Genomic DNA, 13,961 nt, shown 5'->3' with positions numbered 1-13,961 from the left:
CGTGTCAAACGCACACCTCAAGAGTCATTTCGCTATTTCGTCACGGTAGCGTTAAGAGGCCGTCGGCGGCACGTGGTCGGCCCAGTTTAAAAGCGGCCGGGTACGCTCGTGCATGTCCAGGCGCGCTTTTAGGCGCACCAGATTCCAGTAGTGGCCGTTGAGCGCGCGGGAAAGCAGCAGCGTGTCCGCCGGGGGCTGAAGGCGGTCCATTGCGCCCCACACCTTGGGCGAAAGCTCACGCAGGCGCTGGTGTACGCGCACATCGCCAAAGTCCTGCTCGCCGGGCTCAAAAAGCGGGGTAATGCTTTCCGCCGCTTCGCGATAAAGCGTGAGCGGCGCGCCCTGGCCCTGGCGGCCGCCCATCTTCACCATGGCCTCGTCCATCGCCATCGGGTCCTGGTCCAACGTAGCCTTCAAAAGCGCCATCATCGCCGCAAGACGCTCCCTGGGCACGGGGATCACCGCGCCGAAATCGTAGATCACCAACCGCCCGTGCGCGTCGGCGGCGAAGTTGCCCGCGTGGGGGTCGGCGTGAAGCTCCCCATGGGTGAATAGCTCTTCGGTGATCCAGTCCGCCAATACCTGCGCCACCTTCTGGCGGGTGGCGTCGTCAGCGCTTTCCAGCTCGCGCAGCGGCGTACCGTCGACGAAGCGCATGGCCAGCACGTGGGTGCCGCAAAGCGCCATGACGGGCTCCGGGATCACCAGCCTTGGCTCGTCTATGTAGCGCTCGCGGTAGCGGGCCAGCGCCTGCGCCTCGGCGGTATAGTCGAGTTCGTCGCGTAGCCCGGCGGCGAGCTCCTCGAACATCGCATCCAGCCGCGCCTGGGGCACCTTGAACCAGCGGCCCAGCCGCATGATGCGCCGCAATTGCACCAGGTCACTCTCCAGCACCTCGGCAAGGCCGGGGTACTGTACCTTCAAGACCACCGTCTCGCCGTCGAGCGTCACCGCTTTGTGTACCTGGCCCATGGAGGCACTGGCGAAGGGCCGCTCTTCGATCTCGCTAAAGTGGGCGTCCAAATCGCCGTACTGAAGCACCAGCGCCTCGCGGATGCGCGGCCAGGGCATCGGCTCGGCCTGGCGCTGTAGCCTGGCGAGTTCCTCGGCCAAATCCGGCGGCAGCAGGTCGTCCCACTGGGACATCATCTGCGCCATCTTCATCGCCGGGCCCTTGAGCTCGGAAAGCCCTTCGAACAACGCCTCCCCGAGCGAGCGCCAGTCCGCCTGGCCGCCCAGCCGGGTTTTAAGCATCGCCCCGCCGGTACGGGCGCCCAGGCCCATCAACCGCCGCGTTCTTCCGCGATCGCGCATAGCTTCCTATCCTTTTTTGAAGGGGTGACACCGGAGATACCGCATCCGCGATACTTCTTCTAGCGTAGCTCATAGCACACTTCGCCAGCGCCCGGCCGCTTTTTAAAGGCGCTGACCAAAACACCTTTCATTCATCGAGGCCGGTCGTGCTTAGGTGCAAAATTCTCTTTAATAGATTAAAGACCAACACCGATATACATATTAACTGTTTGTTTTTAATTAATTTATTTTAAAGGAAATAAATTTGCACGTATGTGCAAATGTAAACGTACTGTCACGTTCGCCTCCTAGAATGCGTTTTATATCGGGCCGATGCCGTCGGCTGTCAATCGCGTTTACGAGGACTACTCATGGCCGGGTCGATTCACACGCCGCTCCCCCGTTACCGAGCGTTGCAGCTGAGCTTGAAAAATCCAGCGACGCTGCTGGGTTTGGGCTTATTGGCCACGTTCAGCTACCTGATCCTGGCGCCGGTGCTGTCGATTTTGCTGGACGCCGTCAACGTCAACTTTGGCGACGCCAAGCGCATCGGCACCGAGCAGGGCAGTTTTACGCTCTACTATCTTCAACGCGTATTCACCTCCCCGGTTTCCCACCGCTTGTTTTGGCAGCCGCTGCTCAACACCCTGGGCGTTGCCATTGGCGCCATGAGCATCGCCATGGTCGTGGGGGGCGTCATGGCCTGGCTTTTGAGCCGTACCGACCTTTGGGGTCGGCGCTGGTTTGCCACTGCGCTGATCGTGCCCTTCATGCTGCCCACCTGGACCTTCGCCCTTGCCTGGACGACGCTTTTTAAAAACCGTTCGATGGGTGGCCAGCCCGGTTGGGTAGAGTCCATGGGTTATGATTCGCCGGACTGGCTGGCCTACGGCGCGGTGCCCATGATTTTGATACTCGCGCTGCACTATATTCCGCTGGTCATACTCCTTTTTGGAAACGCCCTGCGCCGCTTCGATTCCCAGCTCGAGGACTCGGCGAGGATCATGGGCGCCGGTCGCACTACCGTGGCGTTTCGCATCATTTTACCGCTCATGCGCCCGGCGCTGATGTCCGCCATGGTGCTGATTCTGGCCGATGCGCTGGGCGAATTCGCCGTACCTTATATTCTGGGCCTGCCGGTGCAGTTCGATACGCTCTCGACGTCGCTTTTTCGGTCCATTTCCTCGCGCCAAACCGGCGTGGCCTCCGTACTGGCCGGGGCTATCATGGTGCTGGGCTGTATCACGCTGACCATCGATCTATACCTGATGCGCGAAGCGCGCCGCTTCGTCACTTTGGGGGGCAAAGGCGCTATGCAGCGCCGCCGCCCGCTGGGCATTTGGCGCCTACCGGCCACCCTGCTTGCCGCCTTCCTGTTTATCATCGGCGTCGTCTTGCCGCTTCTCACGCTCTTTCTTTCCACAGTCATGCATATCCCGGGGCGCTTCAACGCCGCCAACTTCACGCTGGATTACTGGATCGGCACCGGCCTCGATACGATCGCGCTGCAAAACGGCATCCTGCTCACGCCAGAGTTTTGGTCGGCCACCGGCAATAGCCTTCGTATCGTGGGTAGCGCCTCCATCTGTGCGGGCTTGCTGGGCTTGCTGGTGGGTTATGTCGTGACGCGCACGCCCTGGCGCTGGCTTGCCAGCGGTTTGCGCCAGCTCACCTTCATGCCTTACCTGGTGCCGGGTATCGCGTTCGCCGCCGCCACGCTTTCGCTCTTTGCGGTACAGCGCGGACCCGTGCCGGCGCTTTACGGCACCTCGCTGATTCTCATGCTCGCCCTGATTGCCGATCAAATGCCGTTTGCCTCGCGGGCGGGGATTTCCGCCATGACCCAGCTTGGCAAGGAGCCGGAAGAGGCGGCGCAGATCGCCGGCGCCACCTGGTGGCGGCGCATGGTCAGCATCATCGTTCCCATCCAAAAAGGGGCGCTGGTCGTGGGCATCGTGTTGCCCTTCATCTCCGGCATCAAGGGGGTGAGCCTGTTCATTATCCTGGCGGTACCGGCTACCGAGGTGCTGACCACCTACTCACTTCGGCTGGTGGATTACAACTACACCCAGGCCGCCAACGCCGTTGTCCTGATGATCGCCCTGCTCGCCTGGGGCGGCACGATCCTGACGCAAAAATTAACCAAAACGGGCCTGGCCCAGGGCCTGGAGCATTAATCATGCCGACTATCACGCTAGACGCCATTGGCAAGCAGTACGGCGGCCAAACGATCGCCGTCGACACGATCGACCTGACGATCAAAGACGGTGACTTCATGTGCCTGCTCGGCCCTTCAGGCTGCGGCAAAACCACCCTGCTGCGCATGATCGCCGGTCTCGAGCATCTGAGCCAGGGCCAGCTCTTCATTGGCAGCCAACTGGTCGACTCGCCCAAGGCGGGATGCTTCGTCGCACCGGAAAAACGCGAGCTGGGGCTGGTCTTTCAAAGCTACGCGCTTTGGCCACACATGAGTGTCGAGCAGAATATCGCCTTTGGCCTGCGTCTTCGCAAGCTGCCCGAGCGCGAGCAGCGCGCCCGCACCCAAGATGTCATGGAAAAGCTCGGCATCGCCGCCTACGCCAAACGCTACCCGTCGCAGCTCTCCGGTGGCCAGCAGCAGCGCGTGGCGCTCGCTCGTATGATGGTATTGAAACCCAGGGTACTGCTGTTGGATGAACCGCTTTCCAACCTTGACGCTTCGCTGCGCATCGAAATGCGCGCCGAGCTCAAACGCCTTCATCAGGCCTTCGATACCACCATCGTCTTCGTCACCCACGACCAGTGGGAAGCCATGACCCTGGCGGACACCATCGCCGTCATGAGCAAGGGCACGCTTCAGCAGGTCGGCAGCCCGGACGATATTTACGCCCGCCCCGCCAACCGTTTCGTGGCCGAGTTTATCGGCAACCCGCCGATCAACCAGGTCGCCGCCGCGTCCCGTTTGGGCCGCCGGCTCAATGGGGAGCCACCCACGCACAGCCTGGGTATACGCCCGGAAGACATTCACCTGGCCGGTGCCGGACAAGCCGGTGCCTTGCCGGCCAGGGTGCAAAACGTGATGCCCACCGGCGGCAGCTGGATACTGGAGCTCGAGGTGGAAGGCCAAACGCTACACCTTTCGACCCAAATGCGCCCCGGCGTAAAGGCCGGCGAGGCCACCTACTGCCATATCCAGGCGCAGCATCTTCACCTTTTTGACCACCACGGCCGCCGCCTCGAACGCCCTCACCTTTTAAAAGCCAACGCGGCGCCCGACAGCGCCTCCACCGCCTCTTACATGCACGCCGTTTAAAGGAATTGATCATGCGCACGCTAACCAGAATCGCCCTGGCCGTTAGTCTCGTTTCAACGCCACTTGCCTTTGCCGAACAGCCAGGTTCGCTCGATGAACTCATCGCCGCCGCGCGCGAGGAGCCGGCCATCACGGTCTACGACTCGACCGGCAAGATCGTCGAGCAAGCGGCCAACTTTTCCGCCAAGTACGGCGTTCGAGCCGAAGGCGTCAAGTCGAAGGCGCCCCATACGCTGGAGCGGATCATTCGCGAGGCGCAGGCTGACAACATCCAAACCGACGTGGCCATTTTGGCCGATGCCCCGGCGGCCGTGGCCCAACTGCTCGAGACCGGGTTCGCCTTCAACTGGTTTCCCGAGGAGATGGCCGACACGGTCAGCGAGCGCTACCGCGACCCGCTGGCGATCGTCATGGCGCCCAACGTATGGACCTATAACACCGCGCTACACGAGAGTTGTCCTATCGACAACGTCTGGGCATTGACCGACCCGGAGTGGGCGCGCCATGTCACCATGCAGGACCCGTTGGGTAAGCCCTCTTACGTGGACTGGTTCAACCAGATGGCGCAGCACAGCGACCAGGCGATGGCCGAGGCGTTCGAGGCGCACTATGGCCACCCGCTCGACGAAAGCGAAGAGAGTGCCACCGCGGCCTGGGTCAGCGCGCTGGCGGCCAACGCGCCGCTGCTCACCGATTCGGACTCCAACGCCGCCGAAGCGGTAGGCTCACCGGACCAGCAAGACAGCTTTATCGGTTTGACCAGTACCGCCAAGTTTCGCGAAAACGCCAACGGCATGAAGCTTGGAATCTGCGAGGATCTGACCCCGTGGATCGGTTGGACCTACCCTTCGATCGGGCTGATCGCCAGCGGCACGCAAAGCCCCAACGCCGCCAAACTCTTCATTCATTACCTGCTGACCGCCGAAGGCATCGCCCCCCAGGCCGTGGATGGAAAAATTTCGACCCGCTCGGATATCGCTTTACCCGCGCAAGAGCCGTCGGGTATTGGCGCCTTCAAGGCACAGTTATTCGACTACTCGCCGAGTACCGCCATCGACGACTGGGATAACCGGCAGGAGTGGCAGGATCTTTGGATGCTCAACTACCGTCGTTGAAGCCAACTTTAAAACGCTATCTTAAAAATGGCGGCTCAATAACAAGACACAATGCTCAAAACGTTAATGCCAAGGACTACTATGCCCATTTCGTCACACGCGCTGACGGCCCGCGCCGAATTTCTCAAAGAGGTCATTCAGCAAACGGGCCTTACGGCACACCGCCTGTTTGAAAACCGTACGCCCGGGCGCTATACGCTCAAGGGGCCCCAGGACTTTTTGACCGAAGCCGATACGTTGGTCGAAAGAGCGCTTCGTGACGCGCTTTGTGAGCGCTTTCCCCAGGACGGTTTTTTAGGCGAAGAAACGGGCGGTGAGTTCACGGGCGACGCGACCTGGGTCGTCGACCCGATCGACGGGACCGCCAACTACGCCCGAGGCATTGCGCATTATTGTGTGTGTATCGCCTTCGTGGATGAGGGCAAAACCCAGCTGGGCGCTATTTACAACCCCTGCACCCAGGAGCTTTATTTCAGCCAGCGCGGCCAAGGTGCTTACAAAAACGGCGACCCGATTCGCGTCGCCGATACCGATACGTTCACCGCCGCCACGATCGAGATGGGCTGGTCGACGCGAACCTCCCTGCACGACTATTTGAGCGTGCAAAAAGCGCTTTTGAGCCAGGGCGCCAATATACGCCGCGGGGCGTCCGGCGCCCTGGCGCTGGCCTGGGTGGCCGAAGGCCGTATCGACGGTTATCTCGAGCAGCACATGAACCCCTGGGACAGCCTGGCGGGGCTTCTCATGGTCAAGGAGGCCGGCGGCGTGACCCAGCCGTACCTCTCTTTGGCCGGCACCCTCGACCGGGGCGGCCCGGTGCTTGCCGCGGCACCGGGTATCGCGGATTCCCTAACCCACTGCAGTCAACTCGAAGAGCCTGAAATCGCATGACAAAAATTCACTACCCGCGCCCGCCCCTGAGCCTGATCGAGTCCGAACTGCCCGGGCGAAACGTCGCCCTCTATATCGGCGACAGCGACGCTGCCAGCCAGCCAGCGCTACTTCACGAGCGCGGGATTACGACCGTGATCAACTGCGCGGTCAACCTCGACATCAACCTGGTCGAACCGGGGCCAGCCCCGGCGCCTGGCGGTTTAACGCACGGCACCGGCGCGTTTCGCTACTATAAGATCGGCATGATCGATGGCCCCGGCAACCCCCACGAGCAGATACTGGCGGGCTACTTCATCGTTCGCGCCGCGCTCGACCAGGTCATGCCGGACAAGCCCTCGTACCCGCTGCGGGAAAAAGGCAACGTGCTGGTTCACTGCCGCGGAGGACGCAGCCGCTCGGTCACGCTGGTGGCGCTATTCCTGCACCTGGAGCTGCCCAGCCGCTACCCCACGCTTGAAAGCGCGGTGGCCCACGTGCGCCAAAAGCGCGAGCTGCATCCGGACGAGTGGTTCGAAACGCCCAAGCCGGAACTTCTGGAGGCGGCCCGCATCGCCGCCGACCAGGTCACTTTGTTGCGCCAGGGAGCACCCGATGAGCAGCTCACGCAAGTTTGCTAGCGCGGAAGAAGTCGCACGCTTGGCGGGCGTTTCGCGCTCGGCGGTATCGCGCACGTTCACCGACGGCGCCAGCGTTTCCGACGAGACGCGCCAAAAGGTGCTCGCCGCCGCCGCCGAACTCAATTACCACGTCAACCACTTGGCGCGCGGGCTATCCCAGGAGAGTTCACGGCCGGTATGCCTGGTCGGTAACCATCTTGGCTCGCCGTTTCTCTCGAGCCTGTTGGAGGCGGTGAGCCGCCATATTCAGGCGCTTGGCCGGGCGGTCATGCTGATCAATACCTCTGGAGAAGCCCAGGCCGTCGAGAGCGCCCTTCATCAGGCCCTGCAATACCGGGCGAGCGCCGTCGTGGTGCTCTCCGGCGCACCGGCCGAATCCCTCGTTCAGACCTGTATCCAAAGCGGGCTGCGCGTCGTGCTGGTGAACCGTGGCCAGGTCTTCGATGGCCCGGTGCACATTACCCTGGGCCATGAAGAGGCCATGCAAGAGGCTTTCGATTTGTTCTATCGCGCGGGCTGCCGCTCTTTTGGGCTCGTCACCTCGACAGCCGGCACCCCCAGCCTGCTCGCCCGGGAGCAGGCGTTCATTCGAGCCATCGACGAAGCGGGGCTTGCCGTCACCACGGTGCGCGCAGGCCCCACCCGCTACGCCACCGGCCAGGAAGCCGCCCGTCAGCTGCTCGGCCGCGCCAAACGCCCGGACGCGGTGCTATGCACCACCGACCTACTCGCCTGCGGCTTTCTGGATACCGCCCGGCACACCTTCAAGCTCGATATCCCGCGCGATGTGTGCGTGATGGGCTTCGACAACATCGAGCAAGCCAACTGGGAAAGCTATGGGCTGACCACGTTTCATCACCCGGTCGAGGAGATAGCGGCCTCAGTGGCCCAGCAGTTGGCGGACGAGCGCGTGGCGGGCCAGACCATTCAGCTACCCGCAAGACCGGTGTGGCGTAACACCATCCGGCCAGGCTAGCCACCACCGTTTAAAAAACTCAACACCTTGATTTTATTCGCCATGACGCGGCGAAGGGGCCCCGCTGTGCCTTTAAAAACGGCCACGCATCATCCGTATGCCCAAAACGACATAACGTCATTGACTCGCCAAAGGAGATTTCCCATGCAGTTGACTCACTGGTCCGTGGGCGCCGCCGCGCTCTGCTGCGGCCTGGCCGCTACCCAGGCCCTGGCACAAGTCCAGGCAAACGATGAAAACGCTAAAGCCACGACCTACTTCAGCACCAAGTCGCCCTACGATTACGTGGCCGCCGACCTCACCCCGGCCCCGGAAGGCTACCAGCCGGTGTTTATCCAGTACGTGGGCCGACACGGCTCGCGCCACCTTTCAAGCGCCAAGTACGATAAAACGCTTTTCGATCTGCTCACCCTGGCCGACGAGCGCGGCCAACTCACCGCCGCCGGAAGCGAACTTCGCCAGCAAATCGCCCGCCTCATGGCGGTAGAAGAAGGCGTTTACGGCGAACTCTCGATCCTCGGCGGCGAGGAGCTTTACGGAATAGGCGAGCGTCTGGGCGATCAGTTCACGACGCTGTTCGAACAGGGTCGCCCGATCCTTGCCCACGCCACCTACAAGGACCGGACCCCGCAAAGCCGCGACCACTTCCTGGCAGGGCTTCAAAGCGCGCTCGGCGATGCCACCCCGCCGATCATCGCCGAGCAGTACGCCAAAGGCCGCGACCCTTACCTAAGACCTTATGATCTGGCGACCCGGTATCGCGACTACAAAAGCGACGGTGAATGGCAGCAGGTGCTCGAGGCGTACCTCGACGGGCGGCCAGAGACCCGCGACTTCGCCCAGGATATTCTCGAGCAGTTCATCGACGACGAACTGTTCGAGGAGCTGGCGCAGGGCGAATTCGCCCTGGAGGACGCCAAAGGCCGCGTCAAGCTCGCCACCCCCACGGACGCCGCCAACAATCTTTACCAGCTCTACATCATCTCGCCCAACATCGCCCGCGAAGGGGCTTTCGACTTCGGGCAGTACTTCAGCGAAGAGCAGTTGGCCTGGTACGAAGACCTCGACCTGATGGACGCCTTCTACGCCAAGGGCCCCTCGCTCACCACGAGCGACCTGCCTCGGGAAATTGCCGCCCCCATGGTCAAGGAGCTGATCACGTCGACCGACCAAGCGCTCGAAGAGGATAGCGCCAGCGGCATTTTCAACTTTACCCACGCGGAAATGATTATGCCGCTAGCCGCGTACCTTGAAATCGAGGGCGCCGATGAAAGCCAGGACGACCCGGCGCGGGTTATTACGACCTGGAATGGCAAAGCAATCACGGCCATGGCGGCCAATATTCAGTGGATCTTTTACGAAAACAGCGGCGAGCTCTTGGTCAAGATGCTGCACAACGAACGCGAAGTCGCGTTTCCCGTGGCGACGACGGCCTACCCGTATTACGAGTGGGAAAGCGTCAAGGCGTACTACGCCGACAAGGTCGAGGAAAGCGGAATCGCCCTGGGCAACACCCTACAAGACGATATCGAGGCGCTAAAAAACGATTTTTAACAAGTAAGCGCCCTTAACCCAACGAATTAACACATTGATAACCACGCCCTCTTTTGATCCTTCGATCAATGGAGCGGCCACTTGCTGCCCAAATTTCATCAAGGGATACGAACATGAAGACTTCACTCACCGCCCTACTGGTTGCCATTGCGGCTTTTCAGAGCGCTCACGCGGCCATCGTTTACCAGGACGAGGACCTTCGGGTCGATCTGCGCGGCAAAGTGCAATACGAAGCCGGCGCTTTCAAGTACGACAAGGATAACCCGGCAAGGCGCCTGCATTTTGGCGGCGACGGTAAGGCGCGCCTGGGTCCCCAGTTCAAGTACCGCTTTACCGATGAGCTGGACCTTTTGGGTAAGCTCGAATGGCAGCTTAGCGCCGAGGACGAAAACGATGCCAAGACCGACGGCATCGACGTTCGCTACGCCTGGCTTGGCTTTCGCTACCAGGATCAGCTCGAAATGGCCATCGGCCGGACGAAAAGCTCGACCAGCCAGCTCATCGACGTTACGGATATTTTCGAGCTGTACGGCTCCTCGGCCAACGACAACAAGATCAACGGCATCAAACCCTTTGCCAGTAAAAAGGATGACCAGCTGACCTTCGGCTACGATGTCGGTAATTGGGATTTACGCGGCAGCTACGTGTTCGAGGACGAACGCCGCCCTCGCGAAACCAGCGTGGGCGATCGCGACTACCAATACAGCTTTTCGGCGCGCTACACCACCGACAACGAAATCGACTTCGTCGGCGCCTATGAGCGCCAAAGCTTTCAAGGCACCACCGACACACTGGGCGATATGACCAGCTGGGGGCTGGGCGTAGGCTGGCGCTTGGACCCGTTCTACGTTGGTGCCCTCAACGGCTACAAGACCATGAACGCCGCCAACGATCAGACGTTCTCCAGCCACTTCTATGAGCTGGCCGCCGCTTATGAGCTGGGCAAATTTCTGATCATGGCGGGCTACAACAATGAAGAGGCCGAGGACGACCTGGCCTACCAGGGCCGGCGTGTCGACGAGTACGTGTTCGGCGTCTCCTACCAGCCGATCCCCCGAGCCAAGGTATACGCCGAATACAACGTTGACCGCGTGAACGTCGACGGCCAAACCCGGGACGATCTATTCGGTATCGGCATGGAGGTCAAGTTCTAGCGCCGCCGCCAGGCGGAGGTGGGTAACGCCCCAAGCGTTTTTGGGCTTTCGAGTGTCGGGGTCGACTCTGCTAACATGGAGCGCTCTGATCACTCGAAGGCCCTTCGCGTATGCGCTTGATTATCGCCGAAAAACCCAGCCTCGCCCGGGCGATTGCCGATGCCCTGCCGGGCAGCGCCCGGCGCCAGGACGGCGCGTTGGTATGCGGCGATACCACCGTGACCTGGTGTCTGGGCCACCTTTTAGAGCAGGTCCCACCGGAGAGTTACGACCCGGCAGACAAACAGTGGCGCCTGGACCGGCTGCCCATCGTACCCGGCCGTTGGAAACTGGCGCCGCGCAGCCAAGCGCGGGGTCAGTTGGCGGTGATTCGCAAGCTGATCAAGCAGGCAAGTGAGGTGGTTCACGCCGGCGACCCTGACCGGGAAGGCCAACTGCTGGTGCAGGAGGTGATCGAGTACCTGAACTACCGCGGCCCGGTCTCGAGGCTTTTGGTGAACGACCTTAACCGCCCGGCGGTGGCGCGCGCCCTCGACAGGCTGCGCCCCAATCAGGAGTTTCAGCCGCTCTATCAGGCCGCTCAGGCGCGCTCCCGGGCCGACTGGCTCTATGGCATCAACCTGACCCGCGCCTGGACGATCACCGGCCGCCAGGCTGGCCACGACGGCGTGCTCTCCGTGGGTCGCGTGCAGACCCCGGTACTGGGTTTGATCGTTCGCCGCGACAACGCCATTCGCGATTTCAAGCCCCACCCGTTTTATCCGCTCTGGGCCGAGCTCAAAGTGACCCAGGGCCAACTGCGCGCCTGGTGGGCACCCACCGAGCGCCAGCCCCTGGACGACCAGGGCCGACTGGTCGAGCGCGGCCCCGCCGACGCCCTGGCGAGCCAGCTCCCCGGCGCTCAGGGCACGCTTGCCCAACTCGACCAGCAGCAAAAGCGCCAGAACGCGCCGCTGCCCTACTCGCTCTCGGCGCTTCAAGTGGACGCCGCGCGGCGCTTCGGGCTCTCGGCCCAGGCCGTGCTGGACGTGTGCCAGCGCCTTTACGAGCGCCACACGCTGATTACCTACCCGCGTTCGGACTGCCGCTACCTGCCCGAAGAGCACTTGCCGCTTGCCAAGCGCAGCCTGACCGGGGCCTGTCAAAACGATGAAACCCTCGCGAAATGGCTAGAAGGCGCGGATTTCAGCCTGCGCTCGAAAGCCTGGAACGACAAGCAGGTCGGCGCCCACCACGCGCTCGCGCCTACCGGCAAACCGGCGGACTTCTCCGCGCTCTCGGAAACCGAGGGCCAGGTGTTTCGCCTGGTGGTGCGCAACGTAATGGCCCAGTTCTACCCGCCGCTCAAAACCTTTGAGGTAAAGGCGGAGTTTCAGATTCTGGGAGAAGCCTTTCGCGCCCGAGGCCAGAGCGTGCTCGACCCCGGCTGGAAGCCGCTTTTTACTACCAAAGAAGACGCCCCGCCGCTACCACCGCTTACCCAAGGCGAAACCTGTCAGGTCGTGAATGCCGGTGTCGAGGAGAAAGAGACCCGCCCGCCGGAGCCGTTTTCGGATGCCAGCCTCATCAAGGCGATGATGAACATCGGCCGCTACGTGGAAGATGTGGAGGTGCGCCGTACGCTTCGCGACACCGACGGGCTCGGCACCGAGGCAACCCGGGCCGGTATCATCGAAACCCTGGTGCAGCGTGGGTATCTGGTGCGCAAACAGAAGGCGCTGCGCGCCACAAAATTGGGCACCGCGCTAATTGCGGCCCTACCCAGCGCAGTGAGCACGCCGGAGCGCACCGCGCTTTGGGAGCAGCGCCTAAGCGGTATTGCCGAACGCCAGGACAACGCCGGCGCCTTTCAGCAAGCGCTGGTCGACGACCTGCGCGGGCTGCTCGGCCAAAGCGATGCGGGCAAACTAAGACAAAGTTTGCAAAGCGCCCAGGGCGAAGCGGCCACCCCGGCCAAGCGCACTGCCGGCAAACCCAAAAAGCGCTACACCAAGCGCAAAACCACCGCGACGCGTAAGAAGACTCAGTAAAACGAACGGGTCTCAATCGCCTGTCTTGATGACCCTTTTTCAGTAAAGGCGCAAGGTAAGACGTCGTATGTTCGGATGGCCTAAACAATATAACGGTATAAAATTTGGGTCTTACTTCGGTATTCGAGCCGCCTCCTGTGACACCGCCATAACCCATTCGATAACGGCTAATAGGGCCGGATCAAGACGGCGGCTTTCCGGATAAACCAGGAAGTACGCCCGATCTTCAAGCTCCTCGCCAAAGGGCTGAACCAGGCGCCCCTCGGCCAGTTCCTCTTCGATCAACTGACGATTCATCAGAATCACGCCCTGGCCAGCCACGGCGGCTGAAATGGCGTGGCTTTCGTCGGAAAACGCCAGCCCGGCGACAATATCCAGCTCTTTCATACCGATTTTCTTCTGATAACCGGGCCAGTCCATGGGCGATACGATAACGCCCTGGGGTCGAAAGTGAATCAGCGGGTACGCCGCTATGTCCGCTTGCAGACGCCGGGCAAGGGCCGGGCTGCAGGCCGGCAGCAAGGTAGTATCGAACAGCTTTTTGGCCATTAGCCCCGGCCAGCGCCCGTCGCCGTGGCGAATGGCGATATCCGCGGTTATGCCATCCAGGGCCACGGGCTCGTGAGAAGCATGCAGACGCAGATCGATATCCGGGCTGGACGCACGCAGTTGGTAGATCCAGGGAAGTAGCCAGCGCACGGCGACCACCGGGGTCGTGGTCAGGGTGATGGCCTGGCGCTCGGGTATGGATCTTAGCCGCTCGATCGTATGGCTGATGGCATCGAAGGACGACTCCAAAACCTGATACAACGCGCGGCCGCGGGGCGTCAACTCGAGCTTTCTTGGCTTGCGCACAAACAGCGCCATACCCAGCGCCTCTTCCAAAATGCGTATCTGGTGACTGATTGCGGTCGCCGTGACCGAAAGCTCCAGTGCCGCCTGCTTGGCGCTTTCGTGCCGGGCCGCAGCTTCAAAGGCCCGAAGCGCGGATAACGAGGGTAAACGACGTTTCCTCATGGATGAATTCATCTCATCT

Annotated in this window: 11 protein-coding genes; 9 read left to right on the top strand and 2 right to left on the bottom strand. The window is 61.7% G+C overall.

Annotated elements, in window-relative coordinates; translation table 11 throughout:
• Window positions 1-51: 51 nt before the first annotated feature.
• A complete protein-coding gene (locus ACWFVE_RS07820) occupies window positions 52-1,314 on the bottom strand; it encodes an ABC1 kinase family protein (RefSeq protein WP_447528716.1) in 1,263 nt (420 codons plus the stop codon).
• Window positions 1,315-1,664: 350 nt separating this feature from the next.
• Here ACWFVE_RS07820 and ACWFVE_RS07815 point away from each other — a divergent pair, with 350 nt between their 5' ends.
• The 9 genes from ACWFVE_RS07815 (at window position 1,665) to ACWFVE_RS07775 (ending at window position 12,925) form a co-directional block, all read left to right on the top strand.
• Window positions 1,665-3,470, top strand: coding sequence for an ABC transporter permease (locus ACWFVE_RS07815; RefSeq protein WP_447528715.1), 1,806 nt, complete (start codon window positions 1,665-1,667; stop codon window positions 3,468-3,470).
• A 2-nt stretch (window positions 3,471-3,472) separates the two neighbouring features.
• On the top strand, window positions 3,473-4,585 hold the full coding sequence (locus ACWFVE_RS07810) for an ABC transporter ATP-binding protein (protein ID WP_447528714.1): 1,113 nt from the start codon (window positions 3,473-3,475) through the stop codon (window positions 4,583-4,585).
• Window positions 4,586-4,596: 11 nt separating this feature from the next.
• Window positions 4,597-5,700, top strand: coding sequence for an ABC transporter substrate-binding protein (locus tag ACWFVE_RS07805; RefSeq protein ID WP_447528713.1), 1,104 nt, complete (start codon window positions 4,597-4,599; stop codon window positions 5,698-5,700).
• Window positions 5,701-5,781: 81 nt separating this feature from the next.
• Window positions 5,782-6,591, top strand: a complete 810-nt coding sequence (locus tag ACWFVE_RS07800) for an inositol monophosphatase family protein (RefSeq protein ID WP_447528712.1) — start codon at window positions 5,782-5,784, stop codon at window positions 6,589-6,591.
• The gene (locus ACWFVE_RS07795) at window positions 6,588-7,211 is read left to right on the top strand and encodes a dual specificity protein phosphatase family protein (RefSeq protein ID WP_447528711.1); all 624 of its coding nucleotides are present in this window, start codon (window positions 6,588-6,590) and stop codon (window positions 7,209-7,211) included. Before ACWFVE_RS07800 ends, ACWFVE_RS07795 begins: the two co-directional genes overlap by 4 nt.
• Window positions 7,186-8,187 (top strand): LacI family DNA-binding transcriptional regulator, encoded by a 1,002-nt coding sequence (locus tag ACWFVE_RS07790; protein ID WP_447528710.1) that lies wholly within the window; start codon window positions 7,186-7,188, stop codon window positions 8,185-8,187. Before ACWFVE_RS07795 ends, ACWFVE_RS07790 begins: the two co-directional genes overlap by 26 nt.
• Before the next feature lie 144 nt (window positions 8,188-8,331).
• Window positions 8,332-9,741 (top strand): histidine-type phosphatase, encoded by a 1,410-nt coding sequence (locus ACWFVE_RS07785; RefSeq protein WP_447528709.1) that lies wholly within the window; start codon window positions 8,332-8,334, stop codon window positions 9,739-9,741.
• Window positions 9,742-9,854: 113 nt separating this feature from the next.
• Complete coding sequence (locus tag ACWFVE_RS07780) at window positions 9,855-10,895, top strand: porin (protein ID WP_447528708.1); 1,041 nt, start codon at window positions 9,855-9,857, stop codon at window positions 10,893-10,895.
• 110 nt (window positions 10,896-11,005) lie between these two features.
• The gene (locus ACWFVE_RS07775) at window positions 11,006-12,925 is read left to right on the top strand and encodes a DNA topoisomerase III (protein ID WP_447528707.1); all 1,920 of its coding nucleotides are present in this window, start codon (window positions 11,006-11,008) and stop codon (window positions 12,923-12,925) included.
• Between the two features lie 111 nt (window positions 12,926-13,036).
• Here the strand turns inward: ACWFVE_RS07775 and ACWFVE_RS07770 are convergent, their stop codons facing one another.
• Window positions 13,037-13,942: a LysR substrate-binding domain-containing protein gene (locus ACWFVE_RS07770; RefSeq protein ID WP_447528706.1), complete on the bottom strand. Its 906-nt coding sequence runs from the start codon at window positions 13,940-13,942 to the stop codon at window positions 13,037-13,039.
• Between the last annotated feature and the right edge of the window lie 19 nt (window positions 13,943-13,961).

It is taken from the genome of Vreelandella mediterranea (assembly GCF_970647075.1).
The sequence above is the reverse complement of the archived record's forward strand: the minus strand, read 5'-3'. Positions and strand labels throughout refer to the sequence as shown.

Coding starts and splice junctions, on each gene's coding strand:
- ACWFVE_RS07805 (WP_447528713.1), top strand. CDS start 4,597: ATGCGCACGCTAACCAGAATCGCCCTGGCCGTTAGTCTCGTTTCAACG.
- ACWFVE_RS07785 (WP_447528709.1), top strand. CDS start 8,332: ATGCAGTTGACTCACTGGTCCGTGGGCGCCGCCGCGCTCTGCTGCGGC.
- ACWFVE_RS07780 (WP_447528708.1), top strand. CDS start 9,855: ATGAAGACTTCACTCACCGCCCTACTGGTTGCCATTGCGGCTTTTCAG.
- ACWFVE_RS07795 (WP_447528711.1), top strand. CDS start 6,588: ATGACAAAAATTCACTACCCGCGCCCGCCCCTGAGCCTGATCGAGTCC.
- ACWFVE_RS07800 (WP_447528712.1), top strand. CDS start 5,782: ATGCCCATTTCGTCACACGCGCTGACGGCCCGCGCCGAATTTCTCAAA.
- ACWFVE_RS07790 (WP_447528710.1), top strand. CDS start 7,186: ATGAGCAGCTCACGCAAGTTTGCTAGCGCGGAAGAAGTCGCACGCTTG.
- ACWFVE_RS07770 (WP_447528706.1), bottom strand. CDS start 13,942: ATGAGGAAACGTCGTTTACCCTCGTTATCCGCGCTTCGGGCCTTTGAA.
- ACWFVE_RS07820 (WP_447528716.1), bottom strand. CDS start 1,314: ATGCGCGATCGCGGAAGAACGCGGCGGTTGATGGGCCTGGGCGCCCGT.
- ACWFVE_RS07815 (WP_447528715.1), top strand. CDS start 1,665: ATGGCCGGGTCGATTCACACGCCGCTCCCCCGTTACCGAGCGTTGCAG.
- ACWFVE_RS07775 (WP_447528707.1), top strand. CDS start 11,006: ATGCGCTTGATTATCGCCGAAAAACCCAGCCTCGCCCGGGCGATTGCC.
- ACWFVE_RS07810 (WP_447528714.1), top strand. CDS start 3,473: ATGCCGACTATCACGCTAGACGCCATTGGCAAGCAGTACGGCGGCCAA.